Source organism: Streptomonospora arabica, from assembly GCF_039531585.1.
In the GTDB taxonomy this organism is placed as follows: Bacteria; Actinomycetota; Actinomycetes; order Streptosporangiales; family Streptosporangiaceae; genus Streptomonospora; species Streptomonospora halophila.
The window spans coordinates 1-22,373 of record NZ_BAAAQI010000031.1; the positions used below are offsets into that span (position 1 = coordinate 1).

General features: G+C 72.0%; 25 protein-coding genes. 11 read left to right on the forward strand and 14 right to left on the reverse strand.

Going from position 1 to position 22,373, the window contains the following annotated elements; genetic code table 11:
- The first annotated feature begins 161 nt into the window (after positions 1-161).
- On the forward strand, positions 162-257 hold the full coding sequence (locus ABD284_RS25345; protein ID WP_344148887.1) for a DUF397 domain-containing protein: 96 nt from the start codon (positions 162-164) through the stop codon (positions 255-257).
- Between the two features lie 86 nt (positions 258-343).
- Here ABD284_RS25345 and ABD284_RS25350 read toward each other — a convergent pair whose 3' ends face one another.
- The 5 genes from ABD284_RS25350 to ABD284_RS25370 all read right to left on the reverse strand — a co-directional run bounded on the left by ABD284_RS25350 (position 344) and on the right by ABD284_RS25370 (position 3,428).
- Positions 344-604, reverse strand: a complete 261-nt coding sequence (locus ABD284_RS25350; protein ID WP_344148890.1) for a dihydrofolate reductase family protein — start codon at positions 602-604, stop codon at positions 344-346.
- Positions 605-1,031: 427 nt separating this feature from the next.
- Positions 1,032-1,874 carry a helix-turn-helix domain-containing protein gene (locus ABD284_RS25355; RefSeq protein ID WP_344148893.1) on the reverse strand — a complete coding sequence of 281 codons (843 nt, stop codon included), beginning with the start codon at positions 1,872-1,874 and terminating at the stop codon, positions 1,032-1,034.
- Between the two features lie 40 nt (positions 1,875-1,914).
- Complete coding sequence (locus ABD284_RS25360) at positions 1,915-2,355, reverse strand: MarR family winged helix-turn-helix transcriptional regulator (RefSeq protein ID WP_344148896.1); 441 nt, start codon at positions 2,353-2,355, stop codon at positions 1,915-1,917.
- A complete protein-coding gene (locus tag ABD284_RS25365; RefSeq protein WP_344148899.1) occupies positions 2,352-2,732 on the reverse strand; it encodes a hypothetical protein in 381 nt (126 codons plus the stop codon). The genes ABD284_RS25360 and ABD284_RS25365 overlap by 4 nt, the downstream gene beginning before the upstream one ends.
- Before the next feature lie 126 nt (positions 2,733-2,858).
- Positions 2,859-3,428, reverse strand: a complete 570-nt coding sequence (locus ABD284_RS25370; RefSeq protein ID WP_344148902.1) for a CGNR zinc finger domain-containing protein — start codon at positions 3,426-3,428, stop codon at positions 2,859-2,861.
- Positions 3,429-3,500: 72 nt separating this feature from the next.
- On the opposite strand from ABD284_RS25370, the gene ABD284_RS25375 reads away from it, so the two are divergent.
- Positions 3,501-4,367, forward strand: coding sequence for an alpha/beta fold hydrolase (locus tag ABD284_RS25375; protein WP_344148905.1), 867 nt, complete (start codon positions 3,501-3,503; stop codon positions 4,365-4,367).
- A gap of 52 nt (positions 4,368-4,419) precedes the next feature.
- Positions 4,420-4,776 carry a DoxX family protein gene (locus ABD284_RS25380; protein ID WP_344148908.1) on the forward strand — a complete coding sequence of 119 codons (357 nt, stop codon included), beginning with the start codon at positions 4,420-4,422 and terminating at the stop codon, positions 4,774-4,776.
- Between the two features lie 159 nt (positions 4,777-4,935).
- Here ABD284_RS25380 and ABD284_RS25385 read toward each other — a convergent pair whose 3' ends face one another.
- From ABD284_RS25385 to pdhA, 3 genes are read right to left on the reverse strand one after another with little or no spacing between them, the layout of a single operon-like run.
- Entirely contained in the window at positions 4,936-6,399 is a 1,464-nt protein-coding gene (locus tag ABD284_RS25385) for a dihydrolipoamide acetyltransferase family protein (RefSeq protein WP_344148911.1), read from the reverse strand.
- Between the two features lie 27 nt (positions 6,400-6,426).
- Positions 6,427-7,407 carry an alpha-ketoacid dehydrogenase subunit beta gene (locus ABD284_RS25390; protein ID WP_344148914.1) on the reverse strand — a complete coding sequence of 327 codons (981 nt, stop codon included), beginning with the start codon at positions 7,405-7,407 and terminating at the stop codon, positions 6,427-6,429.
- 2 nt (positions 7,408-7,409) lie between these two features.
- On the reverse strand, positions 7,410-8,525 hold the full coding sequence (gene pdhA, locus ABD284_RS25395) for a pyruvate dehydrogenase (acetyl-transferring) E1 component subunit alpha (RefSeq protein ID WP_344148917.1): 1,116 nt from the start codon (positions 8,523-8,525) through the stop codon (positions 7,410-7,412).
- Positions 8,526-8,974: 449 nt separating this feature from the next.
- Between pdhA and ABD284_RS25400 the strand changes: the two genes are divergently transcribed.
- A complete protein-coding gene (locus ABD284_RS25400; protein ID WP_344148920.1) occupies positions 8,975-9,514 on the forward strand; it encodes a hypothetical protein in 540 nt (179 codons plus the stop codon).
- Positions 9,515-9,732: 218 nt separating this feature from the next.
- Here ABD284_RS25400 and ABD284_RS25405 read toward each other — a convergent pair whose 3' ends face one another.
- A complete protein-coding gene (locus tag ABD284_RS25405; RefSeq protein ID WP_344148923.1) occupies positions 9,733-10,335 on the reverse strand; it encodes a sigma-70 family RNA polymerase sigma factor in 603 nt (200 codons plus the stop codon).
- Positions 10,336-10,803: 468 nt separating this feature from the next.
- Between ABD284_RS25405 and purS the strand changes: the two genes are divergently transcribed.
- From purS to purL, 5 genes are all read left to right on the forward strand, one after another.
- A complete protein-coding gene (gene purS / locus ABD284_RS25410) occupies positions 10,804-11,046 on the forward strand; it encodes a phosphoribosylformylglycinamidine synthase subunit PurS (RefSeq protein WP_344148959.1) in 243 nt (80 codons plus the stop codon).
- Positions 11,047-11,253: 207 nt separating this feature from the next.
- Positions 11,254-11,706: an ATP-binding protein gene (locus tag ABD284_RS25415; RefSeq protein WP_344148926.1), complete on the forward strand. Its 453-nt coding sequence runs from the start codon at positions 11,254-11,256 to the stop codon at positions 11,704-11,706.
- A gap of 103 nt (positions 11,707-11,809) precedes the next feature.
- Positions 11,810-12,517 carry a phosphoribosylformylglycinamidine synthase subunit PurQ gene (gene purQ, locus ABD284_RS25420; protein WP_344148929.1) on the forward strand — a complete coding sequence of 236 codons (708 nt, stop codon included), beginning with the start codon at positions 11,810-11,812 and terminating at the stop codon, positions 12,515-12,517.
- A 31-nt stretch (positions 12,518-12,548) separates the two neighbouring features.
- Positions 12,549-13,079: a hypothetical protein gene (locus tag ABD284_RS25425; RefSeq protein ID WP_344148932.1), complete on the forward strand. Its 531-nt coding sequence runs from the start codon at positions 12,549-12,551 to the stop codon at positions 13,077-13,079.
- An 82-nt stretch (positions 13,080-13,161) separates the two neighbouring features.
- The gene (gene purL / locus ABD284_RS25430; RefSeq protein ID WP_344148935.1) at positions 13,162-15,459 is read left to right on the forward strand and encodes a phosphoribosylformylglycinamidine synthase subunit PurL; all 2,298 of its coding nucleotides are present in this window, start codon (positions 13,162-13,164) and stop codon (positions 15,457-15,459) included.
- Between the two features lie 58 nt (positions 15,460-15,517).
- On the opposite strand, the gene ABD284_RS25435 is transcribed toward purL, so the two are convergent.
- Positions 15,518-15,727, reverse strand: coding sequence for a hypothetical protein (locus ABD284_RS25435; protein ID WP_344148938.1), 210 nt, complete (start codon positions 15,725-15,727; stop codon positions 15,518-15,520).
- A 282-nt stretch (positions 15,728-16,009) separates the two neighbouring features.
- Between ABD284_RS25435 and ABD284_RS25440 the strand changes: the two genes are divergently transcribed.
- Positions 16,010-17,116: a baeRF2 domain-containing protein gene (locus ABD284_RS25440; RefSeq protein WP_344148941.1), complete on the forward strand. Its 1,107-nt coding sequence runs from the start codon at positions 16,010-16,012 to the stop codon at positions 17,114-17,116.
- 250 nt (positions 17,117-17,366) lie between these two features.
- Positions 17,367-17,627 carry a hypothetical protein gene (locus tag ABD284_RS25445; RefSeq protein WP_344148944.1) on the forward strand — a complete coding sequence of 87 codons (261 nt, stop codon included), beginning with the start codon at positions 17,367-17,369 and terminating at the stop codon, positions 17,625-17,627.
- Between the two features lie 188 nt (positions 17,628-17,815).
- Here the strand turns inward: ABD284_RS25445 and ABD284_RS25450 are convergent, their stop codons facing one another.
- The 4 genes from ABD284_RS25450 to ABD284_RS25465 form a co-directional block, all read right to left on the reverse strand.
- Positions 17,816-18,688 (reverse strand): ABC transporter substrate-binding protein, encoded by an 873-nt coding sequence (locus tag ABD284_RS25450; RefSeq protein ID WP_386699681.1) that lies wholly within the window; start codon positions 18,686-18,688, stop codon positions 17,816-17,818.
- 97 nt (positions 18,689-18,785) lie between these two features.
- Complete coding sequence (locus ABD284_RS25455) at positions 18,786-20,780, reverse strand: ABC transporter permease (RefSeq protein ID WP_344148950.1); 1,995 nt, start codon at positions 20,778-20,780, stop codon at positions 18,786-18,788.
- Positions 20,781-20,782: 2 nt separating this feature from the next.
- Positions 20,783-21,931 carry a quaternary amine ABC transporter ATP-binding protein gene (locus ABD284_RS25460; protein ID WP_344148953.1) on the reverse strand — a complete coding sequence of 383 codons (1,149 nt, stop codon included), beginning with the start codon at positions 21,929-21,931 and terminating at the stop codon, positions 20,783-20,785.
- Positions 21,932-22,035: 104 nt separating this feature from the next.
- On the reverse strand, positions 22,036-22,373 hold a 338-nt coding region (locus ABD284_RS25465), incomplete at its 5' end, for a GMC oxidoreductase (protein WP_344148956.1).

Sequence of the window (22,373 nt, forward strand, 5' to 3'; positions counted from 1 at the left end):
AGCGTCTGACCGGCAACTCCGAGACCATGGTCAAGATCGCGATGATCCGCCTGATGGCGACACGGCTGGCTGGTCAGAGCGCACGCTGGAGCAATCGCCCTGCCACCCGATCCGCGTAATCACCCGCATACCCAACAGTCACTGAGGGGGCGCGGACGCTGGTGCGGGACACGCGGCACCGTGATCTGGGGCATCTGGCCTTCCCCGCTGACGAGTGGCAGGCCTTCGTCACCGCGCTGAGAACCGGCGACCTCTGAGGCGCCGGCAGACGTCCGCCCCGAGACGAAGCGGCAGAGCGGGGGGCGGGACCGCCGGTCCCGCCCACCCCGGCCGACACGACCTCCTAGTCGGTCCGGCGGCGCACCGCGAACTTCAGGTGCAGCACCCGGTCGCCCTGGACGACCACGTGGGGCTCCTCCAGCAGGTGCTGCCCGCGAATGCCGCCGAAGTAGCGCCTGCCCGACCCGAACACCACGGGCACCACGTCCATCGCCACCTCGTCCACGAGGCCGGCCGCGAAAATCTGGCCGCCCACATCCCCGGCGGCGACGGAGATGGTGCGCTCATCGGCGAGCTCCTGGGCCTTGTCGATCGCGGCCGCCACGTCGTCGACGAAGTGGTACGACGCCTCCGGGTGCCAGCCTCCGGCTTGGGGCGGTGGGACACCACGACCACGTGGTCGCCGGTGGGCGGCCGACCCTCCCAGCCGTTCACCTGGTCGAAGAGGCGGCGGCCCATCACGATCACGCCGATCGACTCCCACATAGGCCGGACGTACTCCGCCGACGCACGTGAGACCTTGAAGGCGGTTCCCGTTCCGGAATGGTCGTGCTGGTCGTCGCCTTCGGTGATCGGGGTGTCCCCGTTGAAGTACCACTCGTGGAGCGGGCCGACGCCGTCGTCCTCGTCGGCGATGAAGCCGTCCACCGAAACCACGTTGTGCATGATTACCGTGCCCACAGGTTCTCCCGACTCTCTCGCGCGTTTACTCCGATCCTGCCGCTGCCGGGGGGCTCCGGGCTTGTAAGAAATCAATCGGCGGGCATCGGGCCGTTGTCCGGTGGGAACCCCTTCTCGGGTGGGAACCGGCGCCGCAGGGCCAGGTACGCCGCCGGGGTGTGGCCGGTGAAGTCCGTGAACTCCCTGCTGAAGTGGGCGCGGTCGAAGTAGCCCGCCGTTTGGGCGAGCTCCGACCAGTCGACCGGACGCAGGGCGTCCACGGACACGATCAGCCGCGCAAAGCGGTAGATCCGCGCCATCCGCTTGGGGGTCACCCCGATCTGAGCCTTGAACTGCGTGGCCAGGTGGTTGCCGCTCACACCGGCGGCATCGGTCAGTGCTCCGACCGAGAGCGCGCCGTGGGAGGCCTCCAGCCGCCCTCCGGCGTGGCGGACCAGGTCGAGGCCGCGCGGCGGCTCCTCGGCGAGCCGCGACCGCAGCTCCTCCTCCAGCACCCGCAGCGCCTCGGTGGCCGGCGCGGTGTCGCCGACCCGGTTGCGGATCCGGTCCCACGACCGCTGCCAGACGGCGTCGAGCGGAACCCATCGGTCGCGCAGCTCCGCCGCCGGCAGGTCGACGAACGGCGACATGCCCCAAGGCTTGAAGTGCACCCCGACGAGCCGCACGCGTGCGGGGTACTCGAAGTGGAAGCGCCTGGTCCACACGCCCATGAACCATCCGTCGGCGAACACCGCCGGCGGTACCGAGGGGTCGGAGTCCCGCAGGCGGACGGGCCCGCTGAGGTTGACGAACAGGTGCGCCGAGGGCATCGGCGGGACGGTCATCCAGCGGTGGCGCGGCACCCCCGTCAGGCAGTAGACGTCGTCGACGAACCGGTCGAGCGGCGGCGCGGGCACGTGGCCGACGTACTCCATCCACTCAGTTTCGCCAACGAGGGCGCGGGGCGCGAGGGTGTCAGGCGTCCAGCGCGTAGGACCGGTCGATCAGGGCCGTCATGGCCTGCTGGAAGTCGCGGCGCTGCTGCTCGGTCCAGCCTTCGGTCAGCCGGTCGAAGACCCGCTCCTGCCAGGCGTGAGCCTGCTCCAGCAGGCTGTGGCCCGAGGGGGTGACGTTCGCCTGGCGCCGGCGGCCGTCGGTCGGCGATCCCCGCATCGTGAGGTACCCCGCTTCCGCCGCGGTCCTTATCAACCGCGACGCTCCGCTCTGGTCGATGCCGATCTCGCGGGCGACGGCGTTGACCGTCGCCGCTGCCCCACGGCGGTTCAGGGAGTCGACGGCCTCGGTGGCGAGGACCAGCCGCCCCTGCTCGGCGGCAGCGGCGTCGCCGGCCGACGACCTGCGTGACCAGTGCCGGACGAACGCGAACAGGACCTCCCCGGGCCCGGGGGCGCTCACTCGGTGGCCGCCATTTCGCGGCAGATGTAGGCGAGCTCCAGCGCCGACGCGAGATCGGGCAGCCGGAGCGATGCGGTCACCTTGTCGCCGGCGACCCGGAACACCGTCGCCACTCGTGTCGGGGCCGTGCTCTGAGGCCAGGCGGCGTCCTCCTCCACGACCATGAGGCGCTCACTGACCGGATGCCACGACCGCGGGGCCAGCGTGATCCCCGAGCGCTCCACCCACTCCGCGAACTGCGCAGGCGTGATCGGACCGGCGCCCTTCGGCCCCAAGACGACGACCGGATCGCCGACCGCACTGGCTGAACGCTCCGGGTCACCGTCGTTGACGCTCGCGTGCCACTCGTTGACGGCCGCTTCCAGTGCTGACTCCATAGCGCGATTATATGCGAAACGCATATTTACGCGACGGCCGGGATGTCGGTGACGGCCTGCCCCCCGCAGCACACGGCCCTGCGTGTGTCGAACAGGCTTTCCCCGACCCGTGCCGCGGCCCGCGGTTCATCCGGGCTCGCCCTGCCGATCACCCGGTCCGGCCGGGACACGGCTTCGACTGCGTTCGTAGTGCCGTCGGGCCTTCATGCGGTTGCCGCAGGTCGCCATCGAGCACCAGCGGGCCCTGTTGGCCTTGCTTTGGTCCAGGAGGAACAGCCGGCACTCGTCGTTGCCGCACGGGCGCAGGCGCCCCGGCAGGTTCTCGTCCACCCGGGCCCAGGCCAACACCACGCGCGCCGGCAGGCGCATGTCGGGTTCGGTGACGAGCTCCCAGCTCAGGCCGGCCTCGCTGAGCCGGGGACGCTGATGGACGCCCTCAAGCGCCTCGGCCAGCACCGTCACGGGCGCTCGACCCAGCACCACATCGGTCAGGTGCTCTCGGAGATGCCGCAGCCGTCGAAGCTCGGCCGTCGTCCCGGTGCCGCCGCGCGCCTGGGACCACCTTCGGGCGCATCCGTCGTCGGAGAGTTCGTCGTTTTCGACGCCGTCCCGTATCGGCCTGGTGTTGAGGAGCGCGAGCAGCAGCTCACCGTCCTCGACCATCACCACCCACCAATCTAACCAGTAACAACTCATTGACAAGGTTAGCACGGCGGCCTACAGTCGCCTTCGTCGATTTAACCTGTTAAATCTTTCGATGGGGTTAGAATGAACGTGGTGCACCACCGAACCGCGACAGTCGACGGCCATCGGGTCTTCTACCGGGAGGCCGGACCGGACCAGGCGCCGACCGTGCTGCTGCTGCACGGCTATCCGACCAGCTCACACATGTTCCGCGAGCTCATCCCGGCACTGGCCGACCGCTATCACGTCATCGCCCCGGACCATCTCGGATTCGGCCAGTCGGACACACCGCCGGTCGACGAGTTCGAGTACAGCTTCGACGCGCTGGCCTCCATCACCGAGGGCCTGCTGGACGCGCTGGATGTGGAGAGGTTCGCGATCTACGTGCAGGACTACGGTGCGCCCATCGGCTGGCGGCTCGCCCTGGCCCGGCCCGAGCGGGTCACCGCGATCATCAGCCAGAACGGCAACGCCTACGAAGCCGGCTTCGTGGAGTCGTTCTGGGCACCGATCTGGGCGTATGCGGCCGATCCCGGCCCGGGCAACGAGACCGCCCTGCGCGGCGCCCTCGGCCTGGACGCGATCCGCTGGCAGTACCTGCACGGCGTTTCCGACCCCAGCCTCGTCAGCCCCGATACCTGGACCCACGACCACGCTCTGATCCAGCGCCCCGGCAACGACGCGATCCAACTGCGCCTGTTCCGCGACTACGCCACCAACGTCGCCCTCTATCCGCGCGTGCACGAGTACTTCCGCGAGAGCCGGGTGCCGCTGCTGGCCGTGTGGGGGGCCAACGACGAGATCTTCGGTCCCGACGGCGCCCGCGCGTTTCGCGACGACCTTGCCGACGCCGAGATCCACCTTCTCGACGCGGGGCACTTCGCACTCGAATCCGATCTCGACACGGTCGCGGCCCGCGTCCGCGACTTCCTCGGCCGGGCCGTCGCATAGCCGCCGCCCGCCCCAGCACGCACGGGACCACGACCACAGCGGCGGGGCCGTCATGGAGTTCGCCTACGTCGCCGCGCTTCTGGGAGTCTTCTATCTCTACGCAGGCGGAAAGAAGGCGGTACAGAGCCGGGAGCGGCTGGAGCCGATGATGGGCTGGGTCGACACGATCCCGATGTGGCTGGTCCGCTGCATCGGCGCCGTGGAGGTGCTCGGCGTCGCCGGTCTGGTCCTGCCCCCGCTGACCGGCATCGCGCCCTTCCTGGCGGTGGCGGCGGCTGCCGGGTTCGCCGTCCTCCAGGTGCTGGCGACCGGTCTGCACCTCGTGCGCGGCGAGGTGCGCGAGACCGGGCTCAACGCCGTGCTCATCGCGCTGGCGGTCGTCGCGGCGTGGCTGGCCACGCTCTGGTGAGCGGGACACCTCGCGGAGCGCTCCGCGCGCAGCGAAAGGCGATCGCGGCGCGGCCGGAGCACTCTGAGTGAGCCGCCGCAGGTCTGCGCCCCGCGGCCGGACGTGCGGCGGGGCGGGAGGGTGCGCCCTCCCGCCCCGCTCAGCTCGCGCCTTCGCGCGTCAGCCCCAGATCAGCGCCGTGGTCTTGGGGTCTTCCAGCATCGCGCCGACGTCCCGCAGAACCTTCGAGCCCAGTTCGCCGTCCACAAGCCTGTGGTCGAAGGACAGCGACAGGGTCGTCACCTTGCGGACCGCCAGCTCCCCGCCGTGGACCCACGGCATGTCGCGGATCTGTCCGAACGCCAGGATCGCGGCCTCGCCCGGGTTGATGATCGGCGTTCCCGCGTCGACACCGAACACCCCCACGTTCGTGATGGTGATCGTGCCGCCGCCGAGGTCGGCCGGGGTGGCCTCGCCCGCGCGGGCGGTCTCGGCGAGGGTCTGCAGCTCCCGCGCCAGCTCCGGCAGCGGCTTGGTGTGGGCGTCCTTGATGTTGGGCACCACCAGCCCCCGGTCCGTGGCCGCCGCGATCCCCAGGTTCACGTAGTGCTTGCGCACGATCTCCTGGGTCTCGTCGTCCCAGGAGGCGTTCACCTCGGGGTGCCGCCGCACGGCCGTGAGCAGCGCCCGCGCCACAAGCAGCAGGGGCGAGACCTTGAGACCCGCGAACTCGGGGCGCTCACGCAGCTGCGCGACGGTCTCGATCGCCTCGGTGACGTCCACCTGCAGGAACTCGGTCACGTGCGGCGCACTGAACGCGCTGCGGACCATGGCCGCCGCGGTGTGCTTGCGCACGCCCTTAACCGGGATGCGCTCCTCGCGCGCCCCGGAGTCGGCTGCCGGCGCGGCGGCGGCCTGCGGGCCGGCCTCCTGCTCGGGTGCCTCGGGCCGGACGGCGGGTGCCGCGGCTCCTCCGGTGGGCACGTCCGCGCCGCGGCGGACGTCCTCGCGGGTGACGACGCCGCCCGGTCCGGTGGGGGTGACCGACCCGAGGTCGACGCCGAGGTCCTTGGCGAGCTTGCGCACCGGGGGCTTGGCCAGCGCGCGCACCTGTGCTCCGCCGCCCGCGGAGCCTCCCGCGGTTCCCGGCGCCGCCCGGTCGGCCTGCTGGACCTGCTCGGTGCGCGCGCCGGGCGCGGCCGCCCGGCCGTTCGGCGCCGTCGGCGGTGCGGCATCGCCGCCCGCCGCCGCCTCCGCCCGCCTGCGGCGCGGGCGGCGCGTCGTCGACGCCGCGCGCTCGCCGTAGCCGACCAGCGGCTTCTCCCGCTCCTCGGCCTGCTCGCCCGCCGCATCAGACGTCCCGGCGGAATCGCCCGCCGAGCCGCCGCCGGTGTCGATCGTGATGATGGGGGTGCCCACGTCGACCGTGCTCTCGGCCTCCACCAGCAGCTCGCGCACCGTGCCCGCGTACGGGCTGGGCAGCTCCACGGCCGCCTTGGCGGTCTCGACCTCGCAGATCATCTGGTTGACCTGCACCTCGTCGCCGGGCTGCACGTACCACTGCAGCAGCTCGGCGTCGACAAGTCCTTCGCCCACGTCCGGCAGCCGGAACTCGCGCACGCCGCCGGCCTGTTCGGTGTTCACCTGGTTCACGTTGTCTCCCGATCCCCTCTAGTACGCGAACGCGCGGTCGACGCCGTCGAGGATCCGGTCCAGGTCGGGCAGATAGTGCTCCTCAAGGCGGGACTGCGGGTAAGGGGTGTCGAAGGCGCCGACGCGGATGACGGGGGCCTCCAGGTGGTAGAAGCAGGACTCGGTGATCCGGGCCGCGATCTCGCCGCCGATGCCGCCGGTGACCGGGGCCTCGTGCGCGATGACCAGCCGGCCGGTGCGGCGCACCGACTCCTCGACGGTCGGGTAGTCCACCGGCGCGAGCGAGCGCAGGTCGACCACCTCGATGGAGTGGTCGGTGTCGGCCGCGGCCGCCTGCAGGGCGGTCTTGACCATGGGCCCGTAGGCCAGCAGGGTAAGGTCGCCGCCCTCCCGCGCCACGCGCGCGGAGCCCATCGGCGCGGCCGAGTCGACGGAGGCGTCGGTGTCGACGTCGGCCTTGTCGTAGTAGCGCCGCTTGGGCTCGAAGAACACCACGGGGTCGGGGGAGGAGACCGCCTGCTGGATCATCCAGTAGGCGTCGACGGCGTTGGCGACCGTGACCACGCGCAGGCCCGCCGTGTGGGCGAAATAGGCCTCGGGCGACTCGCTGTGGTGCTCGACCGCGCCGATGCCGCCGCCGTAGGGGATGCGCAGCACGACGGGCACGTTCAGCGCGCCGGCCGAGCGGCGGCGCAGCTTCGCGAGCTGGGTGAAGGTCTGGTTGGTGGCCGGGAAGAAGAAGCCGTCGAACTGGATCTCGCAGACCGGGCGGTAACCGCGCAGGGCCAGGCCGATGGCGGTGCCGACGATGCCGGACTCGGCCAGGGGGGTGTCGATGACCCGGTCGGCGCCGAAGTCCTTGTGCAGCTGGTCGGTCACGCGGAACACGCCGCCCAGGCGGCCCACGTCCTCGCCCATGACCAGGACCTTGGGGTCGGACTCCATCGCGCGGCGCAGGCCGGCGTTGATCGCCTTTCCGATCGTGAGGTTGACGCTCATGGTCACCGCCCTCCCTCGGCGCCGGCGTCCTCGAACGACGCCAGATAGTCGGCGAACTCGGCCCGCTGCAGGTCGAGCTGGGTGTTGGGCTCGGCGTAGACCTCGTGGAAGATGTCCAGCGGGTCGGGGTCGGGCAGGGACCGGCACTCCGCGCGCAGGCGCTCGCCCAGCCGGTCGGCCTCGTCCTCGACGCCGGTGAAGAACTCGTCGCCGGCGATGCCCGCGGACGCCATGTGGGTGCGCAGCCGCAGGATGGGGTCCTTGGCCTTCCACTCCTCCAGCTCGGCGGCCACGCGGTAGCGCGTCGGGTCGTCGTTGGTGGTGTGGGCGCCCATGCGGTAGGTGAACGCCTCGATCAGCATCGGGCCCTGGCCTTCGCGGGCCTGCTGCATGGCCTTGCGGGTGACCGCCAGGGAGGCGAGCACGTCGTTGCCGTCGATGCGCACGCCGGGGAATCCGAACCCCGCGGCGCGGCGGTAGATCGGGACGCGCGTCTGGCGGTCCGACGGCTCGGAGATGGCCCACTGGTTGTTCTGGCAGAAGAACACGACCGGGGCGTTGTTGACGGCGGCGAAGTTGAACGCCTCGCTGGTGTCGCCCTGGCTGGTGGCTCCGTCGCCGAAGTAGACGATGACGGCCGTTCCGTCCTCGCCGGTGGCGCCGTCGCGCTGGACGCCCATCGCGTAGCCGGTGGCGTGCAGGGTCTGGCTGCCGATGACGATCGTGTACAGCTGGAGGCCGTGCTGCTCGGGCGTCCAGCCTCCGTTCGTCACACCGCGGTACAGCCCCAGCAGCTCCTTGGGCGCGACCCCGCGCACCCACGCGACGCCGTGTTCGCGGTAGGAGGGGAAGGCCATGTCCTGCGGCCGCAGCGCGCGGGCCGAGCCGACCTGGGCGGCCTCCTGGCCCAGCAGCGAGGCCCACAGGCCCAGTTCGCCCTGGCGCTGGAGCGCGACGGCCTCGGTGTCGACGCGGCGCACCAGGACGAGGTCGCGGTAGAGTCCGCGGATCTCCTCGGCGCTGATCTGCAGCGGGTAGTCGGGGTGGTCGCGCAGCTCTCCCTCGGGGGTCAAGAGCTGGACGAGCTCGGGTTCTCCGTGCGCGGTGTTGTCCGACACCAGTCGCTCCTTGGGGTTCTCGGGGCCGGTTTCGCGGGGTACCACTACGTCGGCCGGATCTCTGCCGCTTACCCGGGGTAACGGGTTCCAGCGGACAGCCCTACCGACATCGTGACAGAACTCACCGCTGGCCGCGCAAGGGCCCAGCGCCGACTTTCATCCGCCGCTCCATGATGACCGAGAAGCCGCAAAGCGCAACTACCAGGCCTTCCTACCAAAAGCAAGGTTGTCCGAAGATCCCGGCGGGCCGCCGGGAGGGCGCGGCCGGGGTGCCGCCCGGGTCCCCGTCCGGTCACACACGGTGACGGTGGCAGATCCGGAGGGCGACCGGGTGCCGACCGGCCCGGGCGCGCCCACGTCCGCGGAACACCGCGCTGGCCGTCCCGGCGGGCGCGCGCTCGGTCCGCTCCCGCCGCCGGGCCCGGGCAGGGGGCGGCTAACATCCCGTCATGCCCGAGGACCGCAATCCCTACCGGTTCGGCTTCTCCTTCATGGAGCGCTGGACCCGGTGGCTCAAGGCCGCCATCTGGATCTCGTTGGCGACCGCCCTGGCGCTCGGAGCGATCGGACTGGTCGCCGGCGGGACCATGGACGGCCGCGTGCCCGCGGAGAGCCCGTGGTGGACCGCGGTGTGGACGGTGCTCGGCGCCGCCGCCGCCGTGCTGGCTTTGGGAATCCTCGTGCCGCTGCTCGCCGCCTTCGTCCTGGGCGGGCTCGCGATCCACCGCTACGGCTGGATTCCGGGTCTGGCCGCCTTCGCCGGGATCCTCGGGACGGCCGTCGGCTTCGGCCTGGACGACTATCTCGGCGACCGCGGCGCGACCGTCGGGCTGGCGGGCATCGCCGTGCTGGTGGCGGGCGTGCTCGGTTTCTTCCTCGTCGGCTGCCTGGCCAAGGTGCCGATGTGGATCGGGACAGGCGGGGCCCGGCTCTCGCTGACCAGAGGCGGGGCGGAGGGCGAGCGGCCGTCCCGCGGCGGGCGCCGCTGACCCGGTCGGGCGGCGGCGCTTCGGTAGACCGCTCAGCGGATCGTCGGATGGGTTACAGCCGATGGGAGTCCGGTTACGGAACGTGGTTCGCGGGTCGCGCCTTCCGCCGGGGGCGGCGCCGCGGATGCGGATCCGGCCGACGGGGCGGGGCCGCGTGCGGGGCAGCGGCTGCCTGGGCCGCCGAGGGACGCGGCCGTGCCGGCCGGTGTGCGGCCGGGTCAGGCCGCGGCGCGGACGCCGCGCTCCCGGGCGTAGTCGCCCAGGTGCTCGCGAAGCTGGCGGCGTGCGCGGTGCAGACGGGACATCACGGTGCCCAAGGGCGTGTCCATGCGGGCCGCGACCTCCTTGTAGGTGAAGCCCTCGACGTCGATGAGGTAGACGACGAGCCGGAAGTCCTCAGGCAGCGCGGCGAGCGCGTGCCGGATGGCGGAGTCGGGCAGGCGCTCCAGCACCTCCGACTCGGCCGAGCGCGATCCCGTGGAGGCGTGGGTGTCGGCGGCGGCGAGCTGCCAGTCCTTGATCTCGTCGGTGGAGTCCTGGCGGGGCTCCCGCTGCTTCTTGCGGTAGCCGTTGATGAACGTGTTGGTCAGGATGCGGTACAGCCACGCGCGCAGGTTGGTGCCCGCCTTGAACTGGTGAAAGTTCGCGAAGGCCTTCGCGAAGGTCTCCTGCACCAGGTCCTCCGCGTCGGCGGAGTTGCGGGTCATGCGCAGCGCCGTGGGGTAAAGCTGATCGGCGTACGGGGTGACGGCGGTGGCGAAGTCGAGCTCCTCGTTGGGCTGGTCGGCTCCGCTCCTACGCTCCAGTTCGATGGTCGTCAAATCTCCCCCTATGGGACGACCGGCCTTGTTACTGCTTTGTTAGACGCACGCGAGCCTCTCGGGTGATGCCTGCGGACCGGGTGATACTGGTCACGGAAACGGCCGAACGGCATCCGCAACCGGTCAACGTAAGGTAAAGGCCGCAGCGCGTCACGCCTGGTGCGGCTTCCCTGCGAGTCCGCTCCCCGCCCTCCGTCGCGAGCGGCCCCGTGGGCGGGAACGCCGCGCGCGGCCTCGTCGTCCGGGACGAAGGCGGCGGGCGGGAACGGACCCCGCCGCGGTGCGCCTGCTGTGAAGGCGGGGTCGGTAGGTGGGCGCTTCCACCTCCTTCCAGCGTAGACGCCGCCGGAGCGGCCCGCACGGCGGTTCTTCGTGCCGTACGCTTTCTGCTGCCACCGCCCCGCTAACCGCGGAAGCGGTCTCATCGACATCTTCGAACTCGCCGCCGACCGATCAGTGGAGGACCCCGTGGCCCGCGTCGTGGTTGACGTCATGCTCAAGCCCGAGATCCTGGACCCCCAGGGCCAGGCCATCGTCGGCGCCAGCGACCGGCTCGGCTTCTCCGGCGTCCGGGAGGTCCGGCAGGGCAAGCGCTTCGAGGTAGAAATCGACGGCGAGGCCGGCGAGGCCGAACTCGCCGAGGTGCGGCGCATGGCCGAGACCCTGCTCGCCAATCCCGTTATCGAGGACTTCTCGCTGCGCGTGGAATAGGGCGCGCCAATCCCACTGTGTTATAGGACACGTCCAGTCGGCACGCCGGTGGTGACCCGAATTCTCCGGAGCCCACTGCCCAGGATTGCTCGCCGAGTGGAATCGCCACGTCACCTGCCGCATCCGGCCAACTCGCGTCCATGTCCGTTTCGCGGCCCCCGCCCCGGGAAGGTTCCACAATGTGCCTACCGGTCGTGAGGGCTTGCGATGGAAGTGAATTTCTCGATTGCGCTTCCCCGACAGGCGTACACCGTTGCCGTGATGCGGGACTTCCTCGGTGAGGCGCTGCGCACCACCGGTGTTTGCGCCGACTGCCGATTCCCCATTCTCCTCGCCTCCTCCGAGGCCTGCGCCAACGCCGTCGACCACGGTGCGCCCTCGTCGGGCTACCGGGTCGCGGTGCGGATCCGCACCGACATGTGCGTGGTGGAGGTGGCCCACACCGGGCCCGGATTCAATCCGGCCCGGGTGCCCCTGCCAGACCTCGAAGCCGAGTCGGGCAGGGGCATTCTTATGATGCGCCATGTCATGGAGGACGTCTCCGTCGACGCCGATCCCGACGGAACCACGCGGGTCCGGATGCGCAAGCGGTTCAGCGAGTGCCGGCCGGGGCCGCCCGAGCCCGGCGAGTGGAGCCGGCTGGAGCCTGTCCTGCGCTGAACCGCGGGCCGAGGCCAGCAGGTAACCTCGGGGACGGAAGCGCCGGTAGCCGCCCGGCCGAACACGGCGCCCGGCTCCACCGACCGAACCCCGGAGAGTGTCCATGGCAGCCCGTGTGGGCGTCGTCACCTTCCCCGGCTCCCTCGACGACAGGGACGCCGCCCGCGCCGTCCGCCTCGCCGGCGCCGAGCCCGTGTCGCTCTGGCACGACAACTCCGACCTGCGGGGGGTCGACGCCGTCGTCCTGCCCGGCGGCTTCTCCTACGGGGACTACCTGCGCTGCGGCGCCATCGCCCGGTTCGCCCCGGTGATGACCGAACTGGTGCCCGCCGCCCGCGAGGGCTCCCTGCCGGTGCTGGGCATCTGCAACGGGTTCCAGATCCTGTGCGAGAGCCACCTGCTGCCCGGCGCGCTCACCCGCAACCGGTCGCTGCGGTTCATCAACCGCGATCAGCGGGTACGGATCGAGTCCGCCGCCACGGCCTGGACCAACCGCTACACCGAGGGCGAGGAGGTCTGCATCGTCCTCAAGAGCGGCGAGGGCAGCTTCGTCGCCGACGAGGCGACACTGGACGAGCTGGAGCGCTCGGGCCGGGTGGTCGCGCGCTACGTGGGCGAGGCCCCCAACGGCGCCCGGCGCGGTATCGCGGGGATCAGCAACGAGCACGGCAACGTCGTCGGCCTGATGCCCCACCCCGAACACGCCGTGGAGGAGCTGACCGGCGCGTCGACCGACGGACTCGGCTTCTTCACGTCCCTCCTCGCGCACCTGGCCGAGACCGGCCCCGCGGCCGCCGCCGCGACCGGCTGACGACCGCTGACGCGACACCCAGGGGGACGGTATGCGCATCATGAACCGGCTGCGGGCGAGACCGACCATGGTCGTGCTCGTCGCCGTGCTGACCGTGGGTCTGGTCGCCACGGGGGCCATCGGCCTGTTCGACGCCCTCGACAGCGCCGACTCCGGCCAGGCGGGCGGGCAGACCCCGGCCCCGGGCAACGCCGCGTCGCCGGTGGCGGCCCCCGGGATGGACGCGCTCGGCGATGCGCCCAAGGGGGCCGGCTACACCGACTTCGGCGAGCAGTGCCCCGACGTGGAGTGCGTGCGCATCGTCGGCGTCACCCTGAAGGACGGCGAGCACAAGCAGGACTCCGACAAGGCGAGCGACGCCGCGATCGACAAGGTCTTCAAGCACCTGCTGGACAACGGCTGGGCGCGCGTCCTGCCCAATAACGAGCAGGACCCCGATGAGGTCCCGCTCGGCGAGAGCTACCTCACCGACGGCCAGGTGCTGATCACCGCCACCCCGGTGAACGCGCCCGACGCCAGCGCGGGCCTGATGCTGATGCACGCCCAGGAGCCGGACTCCTGACCGAACCGCCCGCCCCGCCGACGGCCCGCCGCGCCCGATCCGCCGCCGCCCCGCCCAGCACGCCCTGAACGGAAAGCACCGCATGCCCGAACAACCGCAACCGGACACCGTCGCCGCCGCGAAGGCCGCCCCCGAGACCCCCCAGCCCTACGCCGAGCTGGGCGTGGCCGACGACGAGTACGCGCGCATCCGCACCATCCTGGACCGCCGCCCCACCGCCGCCGAGTTGGCGATCTACTCGGTGATGTGGAGCGAGCACTGCTCCTACAAGAGCTCCAAGGTCCACCTGCGCCAGTTCGGCGAGAAGGCGCCGGCCGGCGACGCGCTGCTGGTCGGCATGGGCGAGAACGCCGGCGTGGTCGACGTCGGCGACGGCAACGCGGTCACCTTCAAGATCGAGTCGCACAACCACCCCTCCTACGTCGAGCCGCACCAGGGCGCGGCCACCGGCGTGGGCGGCATCGTCCGCGACATCCTCACCATGGGCGCCCGGCCGGTGGCCGTTATGGACGCGCTGCGCTTCGGCCCGCTGGACGCCCCCGACACCCGCCGCGTCCTGCCCGGCGTGGTCTCGGGCATCTCCTTCTACGGCAACTGCCTGGGCCTGCCCAACATCGGCGGCGAGCTCGGCTTCGGCGCGGGCTACGCGGGCAACCCGCTGGTCAACGCGCTGTGCGTGGGCGTGATGCGCCACGAGGACATCAAGCTCGCCCAGGCTCCGGGCCCCGGGAACAAGGTGGTGCTGTTCGGCGCCACGACCGGCCCCGACGGCATCGGCGGAGCATCGGTGCTGGCCAGCGCCACCTTCGACGACGAGAGCCACGCCAAGCGGCCCAGCGTGCAGGTGGGCGACCCGTTCTTGGAGAAGCTGCTGATCGAGTGCAGCCTGGAGCTGTTCCGCGACGGGCTGGTCGTGGGCATCCAGGACCTCGGGGCGGCGGGCGTCTCGTGCGCCACCACCGAGCTGGCCGCCGGGGGTACCGGCGGCATGCGCATCGAACTGGACCGGGTGCCGCTGCGCGACTCCACGCTCACGCCGGAGGAGATCCTGATGAGCGAGTCGCAGGAGCGCATGATGGCGGTCGTGGAGCCCGCCAGCCTGGACGCGTTCATGGACACCTGCCGCAAGTGGGACATCCAGGCGAGTGTCATCGGCGAGGTCACCGACGTCACGCCCGAGGAGGCCGAGCGCGGCGGCCGCCTGGTGATGACCTGGAACGGCGAGACCGTGGTCGACATGCCGCCGCGCACCGCCTCCGACGAGGGCCCGGTATACGAGCGCCCCTATGCCCGCCCCGCCGAGCAGGACGCGCTGCAGGCCGACATCCCGGAGTCCCTGGAGCGCCCCGGCGACGACGACGAGCTGCGCGAGCAGGTGCTCACCGTGCTGTCGGCGCCGGGCGTGTGCGACCCGTCGTGGGTCACCGAGCAGTACGACAGCTACGTCAGGGGCGACACGGTGCTCTCGGCCCCGCACGACGCCGGCATGATCCGCGTGGGCGACGATGGCACCCGCGGAGTCGCGCTGGCCACCGACGGAAACGGCCGCTACACCCGCCTGGACCCCTACGCGGGCACCCAGGCCGCCTTCGCCGAGGCCTACCGCAACGTCGCCGCCTCCGGCGCCCGCCCGCTGGCCGTCACCAACTGCCTGAACTTCGGCTCGCCGGAGGACCCGGGCGTGATGTGGCAGTTCGCCGAGTCCACCCGGGGCCTGGCCGACGCGTGCCTGCGCATGGGGACGCCGGTCACCGGCGGCAACGTCAGCTTCTACAACCAGACCGGCGAGGCCGCCATCAACCCCACGCCGGTCATCGGCGTGCTGGGCGTGATCGACGACGTGCACACGCGGCTGAACACCGCGTTCCCGCGGCACGGCTCGGGAGCGCGCATCCTGCTGCTGGGCACCACCGCCGAGGAGGTCGGCGGTTCGGTGTGGGCCGAGGCCGTCCACGGCCACCTCGGCGGGCTGCCTCCGCGGGTGGACCTGGACGCCGAGGAGGCTCTGGCCCGCCTGCTGGCGGAGGCCGCCGACGAGCAGCTGCTCGCGGCGGCCCACGACCTCTCCGACGGCGGGCTGGCCGTGGCGTTGGCGGAGTCGGCGCTGCGCGGCGGGATCGGGTGCTCGGTGCACGTCGACGACGCCTTCACCGCCCTGTTCAGCGAGTCAGGCGCCCGCGCCGTCGTCGTGGCCGATCCCGAGGACGAGGAGGCGTTCGCCCGCATGTGCCGCAAGCACGGCGTGCCCGCCGCGGAGATCGGCACGGTCGGCGGCGCGTCGCTGACGTTCACCTACCCCGACGGCGGGTTCAGCATCGACATGGAGACCCTCCGGCAGACGCACCGCGCCCCCCTGCCGCAGGCCCTCGGCGACGACTAGGTGGCGGGTTGGGGTGCGAGGGCCGGGGCGCGGTTCGCCCGGCCCCGGCCCGCGGCGGCTAGCTGTTGCGCCTCTCGTCCTCGGGGAGTTCGGCGTCCGGGTCCATGGCCGCGGGGTCGGTGGCCGACTCGCCCTCGTCGGTGACGACGGGTTCGGGTTCGCGCTCCTCCTCGGCGCGCGTGGGCTTGTTGCCCTTGAGCATGCCCTGGATCTCGCTCTCCAGCTCGTCGTCGAGCTTGGGGCCGTGCTTGTCGCTGCCGCGTTCCATCGGGCACCTCCACAGCCGATCGTCGTGGTTTCCGGTTGATCTTCGCGGCTACCCGCCGCCGCACCCGGGCAAACGGCGCCGAGCGCCCAGGGCGAGCGGCCCACCTGCGCCGACGCCTGGGCACGGACGCAATGAGTGCCCGCCTCGCCGCATGCGTCCGGCGGGCTCGGGCAGTGGCGCAGACAGGGCGCTTCGGCGGACGCCGACGGCGCCCGCGTTGCACCTTGCAGCACAGCAACGTCGGGAGGTGACGACGGGCCGTCCGGCTGCGGCCCAGCCATCATGGATCTGCGATTTCTGGAACCGCTGTACCGTGCGCCCGGTCCGGTCGCCTCGGTCTACCTGGACACCACGCACACCGCGGAGGACGCGGCGCACCGGATCGGACTGCGCTGGCGCGGGCTCCGCAAGGAGCTGGCGGAGAGCGGCGCCGACGAGGCGACGCTGGAGGCACTCGACTCCGCGGCAGGCGGGATCGACGGCATACCGGGGCCGCAGGGCGAGGCGCTGTTCGCCTCGGGCGGCGAGCTGATCGCGGCGTACACCCTCTCGGGACCGCCTCCGCAGGACCGCGCGGCGCTGATGCCGGTGCCCGAGCCGGTCGAGCTGGTCTGCGACCTCGACGACGGACTGCCCTACGTGGTGGTGGCCGTCGACCGGGAGGGCGCCGACATCTACGCCTACCCCGCCTACGGTGACCTCTCCGAGGAGCGCCACACCAGCGGGGCGACCCTGCACATCAACAAGGTCCCCACCGGCGGCTGGCGGCAGAAGCACCACCAGCGCCACACCGAGGAGGTGTGGTTCGCCAACGCCGCCGAGGTCGCCCACGACGTCGAGGAGGCGGTCAAGGACGTGCAGGCGGCCGCCGTGTTCGTCGGCGGCGACGAGCGCGCTCTGGGCAAGGTGCGCGAGCACCTCAGCCACCGCACGGCCGAGATGCTGATCGAGATCTCGGGCGGCGGCCGGGGCGACCCGGACGCGATCGCCGAGCTGCGCAAGTCGGTGGAGGAAGGGCTGCGCCGGACCGCCGTCGCGCTGCGGTCGGGTCTGATGGAGGACTTCAAGCAGGACCTCGGCCGCGAGGGCCGGGCCGTCCAGGGGATGAGCGCCACGTGTGAGGCGCTGCGTTCGGGCCAGGTGGGCCGCCTGATGATCTCCGGCGACCGCACCGGCGAGCGCAACCTGTGGGCGTCGGCCACCGACCCGCTGGAGGTTTCCGACGACCGCGCCCGCCTCACCGACCCGGCCGAGGCGTTCGAGGCGCCCGCGGGCTCGCTGCTGCTGCGGGCAGCGCAGGCCACGAGCGCGTCGTTCTCCCGGCTTCCGGACCCGGGCGACGCGCAGGACGGCGTGGGGGCGTTCCTGCGCTTCTCCGCGGCGCCCTGAGGGGCGTGGCTGTGGTTCTCCGCGGCGCCGGGGGCACGTGCGGCTGCGCTTCTCCGCGGCGCCCTGAGGGGCGTGGCTGTGGTTCTCCGCGGCGCCGGGGGCACGTGCGGCTGTGGTTCTTGGCCGTGCCCTGAGGCGTGCGTCCGGCCCGTCCGCTCGTCCGGCCCCTCTGCCGGTCCCGGCCCCGCCGGGTTCGGGGCGGGGCGGCCGGAGAGCGGACGGGACCTCCCGCTAACATGAGCGGCCGATTATGCGACGAGACCGTGATGGCAAGCGCAAGCGGCGCCGGGGTGTGCTGAAGGGCCCGATGGGCAGCCACGACCGCCCGGCCAGCCCTTTGCTGTTCCGCCTGATCCTGGCGGTCTTCGGGCTGGCGGTGCTGGTAGCGGGCGCCGTGCTGGCCGCCGTCGTGCTCGGCTCCGCCCCACTGACCATCGTGCTGACGGCGGGCGCGATCGCCGCGGGCCTGAACGTCTACTGGGTCAGCCGGCGCCGCCGCTACGAGCGCTGAACGGCGACGGAGGCGGGCCGATGCCCGTAGCCGGGGCCCGTAAGTGCCGGCGGCGGAGGAGCCGGTGCCGGGAGACGTCGACGGGGGCGGGAGGTGCCGCGGCACCTCCCGCCCCCGTTCGTGCGGCGGCCCGGCTCGCCCGGTCGGCGACGCGGGCGCGGGCGCGGACGCGCGGGGGTCCGTGTCGGCTACCCCTGCGCCTCGGCCGGAATCCAGTCCTGCCATACGTCGGGGTTCGCGCGGACCCACTTCTCGGCGGCCTCGTCGGGGTCCATCCCCTCCTGGGCGATCATCCGCGCCACCGCGTTCTGCTGGGAGTTGGTCCACTGCCAGTTGTCCAGCATGCGGTAGGCCGGGCCGCCCTCCTCGGCGAAGCCCTTGCGGAAGATCTTGTTCAGGTCGTAGGACGGATAGTCGCAGGCCACGTCCTTGAGGTCGGCGTCGCACCCTTCGTGGTAGTCGGGGAAGTCGACATGGACCAGGTCCAGCTCCTCGAAGAGCCACTGCGGCTCGTAGAAGTAGAACAGGACCGGCTCGCGCGCCTTGTAGCGCTCGCGCACCTCGGTGATCTGGGCGGCCTCGGAGCCCGCGTAGACGATCTCCAGGTTCAGGTCGAAGTGGTTGATCATCCCCTGGTCCTGAGTCACGAACCCGGGGTCTCCGCCGAGGAACTGGCCCTTGTCGCCGGTCTCGGAGGTCGCGAAGATCTCGGCGTGCTTCTTGATGCCCTCGACCGTGTCGATGTCGGGGTACTCCTCGACGAGGTACTCGGGTACGTACCAGCCCAAAGTGCCCTTGTTGCCGTTGGGTCCGCCGTCGACGACGGTGCCGTTGCCCTCGGGCCCGTACAGTTCCATCAGGTCCTCGTGGCCCCAGTTCTCCACGATCACGTCGACCGCGCCCTGGTCCATGGCCTGCCAGGAGGGCTGTTCGTCGATGCGCATGAGCTGCGTCTGGTATCCCATCTCGTGTTCCAGCAGGTAGGACAGGACGGCGGCACTGGCCTCGTAGCCCACCCAGCCGTTGAGCGCGATGCGCACGGTGTTGGGGTCGCGCAGCATGGACGTCGTGCGCACCGCGCACGAGGACAGCAGCACCACCGCGCACAGCGCGGCGAGGGCCGCCACCACCGTGGAGCGGCGCCGGTCGGGGTTGCGCTCACGCATGGCTCCTCCTTCCCTGAGTGACGCGGTCGAGGAAGATTCCCAGGCACACGATGGCCAGGCCCGAGGTCAGGCCGAGGCCGAGCTGGTTCTGCTTCAGCCCGAACACGACGTCGTAGCCGAGCGAGCCGGCACCGACCAGGGCACCCATGACGACCATGGACAGGACCATCATGATCCCCTGGTTCACGGCCAGCAGGAGCGACGACCGGGCCAGCGGCAGCTGCACCTTGGTCAGCAGCTGCCCGCCGGTCGAGCCCTGGGAGACGGCGGCCTCCACCGCGGGGGCCGAGACTCCGCGGATGCCGTCGTTGACCAGCCTGATGACGGGCGGCAGCGCGAAGACCACCGAGGCGGCCAGCGCCGGCACCCGGCCGACGCTGAACAGCGCGACCGCGGGGATGAGGTAGACGAACGGCGGCAGGGTCTGCATGGCGTCGAGCACCGGGCGCAGGATCGCGGCGAGCACGTCGCTGCGTGCGGCCAGGATGCCCACCGCCACGCCGACGGCCAGTGTCACCGCGGCCGCGACGAGCACCTGGGAGAGGGTGTCCATGCTGTTCTCCCACACCCCCAGCAGGCCGGTCGCGAGGACGGCCGCTCCCGCGGTGGCGGCGATCCGCCACCCGCCGAAGATGGCGCCCAGCGCGGCGGCGACCAGCACGACCAGCCACCACGGCGCTCCGGTGAGCAGCGCGCTGAGCGGGTTGAGCACGCCGACCAGCAGCAGGTCGCCGAACGCGCCCGTGGCGTCGCCGATGGCCGACTGCACGGCCTGCTGCGCAGTGTTGATCGGGCCGGAGACGCTGACCGACCAGGCGGGCGGCCAGCCCTCGATCCCGGCCAGCCGCGCGGCGGCGACGACGGCGGCCGCGGCGGCCAGGCCGACCGCGGGCGCCCACCGGCGCCAGGCTGGGGGCAGCACGGGAGTGCGGGTCCCGTCGCCCGCGGCGCCGGTCACCCGGTCCAGCGCGATGGCCATGAGCACGATCGCGGCGCCGGCCTCGACCGCCTGGCCCACGTTGACCTTCGACAGCGCCTGGTAGATCGCGTCGCCCAGCCCGCCGGCGCCGATCACCGAGGCGATGACGACCATGGACACCGCCAGCATGATGGTCTGGTTGACGCCGAGCAGGATGGTCCGCTTGGCCATGGGCAGCTGCACCTTGGTCAGGATCTGCCAGGGGGTGGAGCCCAGTGACGTGGTGGCCTCGACCGCGCCGGCGTCCACGTTGCGGATGGCCAGCGCGGTGATGCGCACCGCGGGCGGTACGGCGTAGACGAACGTCGCCACCGCCGCGGCCGGGTTGCCGATGCCGAACAGCAGCAGCATCGGCATCAGGTACGCGAAGGCCGGCATGATCTGCAGGAAGTCCAGCACCGGGCGGACGGCCCGGTGGAAGCCGTCGCTGCGACCGGCGAGGATTCCCAGCGGAATGCCGATGATCAGCGCGATCAGCACCGAGGTCGTGATCAGCGCGAGCGTGGTCATCGCCTCGTTCCACAGCCCGATGAGCGCGAAGACGGCGAAGGTGGCCAGCACCAGCAGCGCCACCCGCCACCCGGCGACGCGCCAGGCGGCCAGGGTGCCCAGGAAGACCACGCCGGGCCAGGTCAGCAGGACCAGCGCCTGGTTGACCAGGACGACCGCCGAGCCCAGGCCCACCGAGACGTAGTTGAGGCCGTAGAGGAACAGCGGGCTGGAGTTGCGGTTGGCGACGATCCAGGTGTAGACGCCGTCCAGCCGGGCGATCAGCCACTGGCCGGTCGCGTCGGGGAAGGTGCCCAGCCACGCGGGCGTGCCGAGGGCGCGGGCGACGGCGTAGCCGGCCGCCAGCACGGCGAGCGCGGCGGCCGCCTGCACCCAGCGGTTGGCGAGCCAGGCGGTGCCGCGGGAGCGGCGGGCGGCGCCGCCGGCGGGCGCTCGGCCGGACGGGGACGGGGCGGCGGTTTCCGCCGGTGCGGAGGGAGCGGGACGTGCCGTGGTCATGGTCACGCCCCTACCGGGTCGCCGGGCGCCCCGCCGGGCCGACCGGACTCCGGCTGCCCGCCGGCCGCCGTGGCGGCGTCCGCGGAGCGGTCCCCGGCGATCAGCCGAAGCACGTCCTCGCGGCCCACATAGCCCAGGACGGTGTCGTCGGCACCGGTGACGCGTACGGGGGCGGTCCCCTCGGCGAGCGGCGCGACGATCCCGTCCACAACCGTGTCGGCGGGTACGGCGGGGCCGTCCTCGGCCTCGCCGGGCCGGGCGGGGCGCGCCAGGCTGCGCGCGGTCAGCACCGCGGTGCGGGAGACGTCCTTGACGAAGTCGCGCACGTAGTCGTCGGCGGGGCTGCCCACCAGGTCCTCCGGGGTGCCCGTCTGGACCAGTTCGCCGTCGCGCATGATCGCGATGCGGTCGCCCACCTTCAGCGCCTCGGACAGGTCGTGGGTGATGAACACCGCTGTCTTGTGCAGCTCGCGCTGCAGCCGCAGCACCTCGTCCTGCATGTCGCGGCGGATCAGCGGATCCAGGGCGCTGAAGGGCTCGTCGAACAGCAGCACCTCGGGGTCGACGGCCAGTGCGCGGGCCAGGCCGACCCGCTGCTGCATGCCGCCGCTGAGCTGGCCGGGGCGCGAGTCCTCGTTGCCGGCCAGGCCGACCATCTCGATCATCTCGCGGGCGCGCTCGTAGCGCTGCGCGCGCGAGGCGCCGCGCACCTCCAGGCCATAGGCGACGTTGTCGATGATGCGGCGGTGCGGCAGCAGACCGAAGTGCTGGAAGACCATGGCCATCTTGCCGCGGCGCAGCTCGCGCAGCCGTTGGGGCGAGCAGGCGGCGATGTCCTCGCCGTCCAGGCTCATGGTGCCCGAGGTCGGCTCGATCAGCCGCGTCATGCAGCGCACCAGCGTGGACTTGCCCGAACCGGACAGGCCCATCACGACGAAGGTCTCGCCGGGATGCACGTCGAAGGACATGTCGCGCACGGCGACGGTGGCGCCGGTGCGCTTGCGGATGGTCTCGCGGTCCAGTTCCGCGAGGTCGGTACCGATCACCGATCCGGCGTTCTTGCCGAAGATCTTCCACAGGTTGCGGACGGAGATCCGGGGATCGGTGCTGTCGTTATGCGGTTGTGCGGTGGACTCTGCTGGAGAGTTCATCGGAAGGGTCGCTCCTTGTGATCGGCCGCGCCGCGGCGGTCGGCCTTAGCGGTGCGGCCTGGTCGCTTGTTCGGGACGCGTGCCCGAGCGCTTTCGGCGCCGGGCTACCGCTCGGCCCTGATCAGGTCGGCGGCGCGTTCGCCCACGGTCAACACCGTGACCATCGGGTTGGGCGAGGGCATCGTCGGAAACACCGACGCATCGGCCACACGCAGGCCCGACAACCCCCGCACACGCAACTCCGGATCCACCACCGCCGCAGGGTCGCCGGCGGCCCCCATCCGGCAGGTGCCGGCGGGATGATAGACGGTGTGCGCGGCCCTGCGGCCGTACTCGGAGAGCTCCTCATCGGTGGTCAGCGCCGGCCCGGGGGCCACCTCGCGCGTGATCCAGGACTTGAAGGGCTCGGTCGCGGCGATGTCGCGGGCGATGCGCAGCCCGT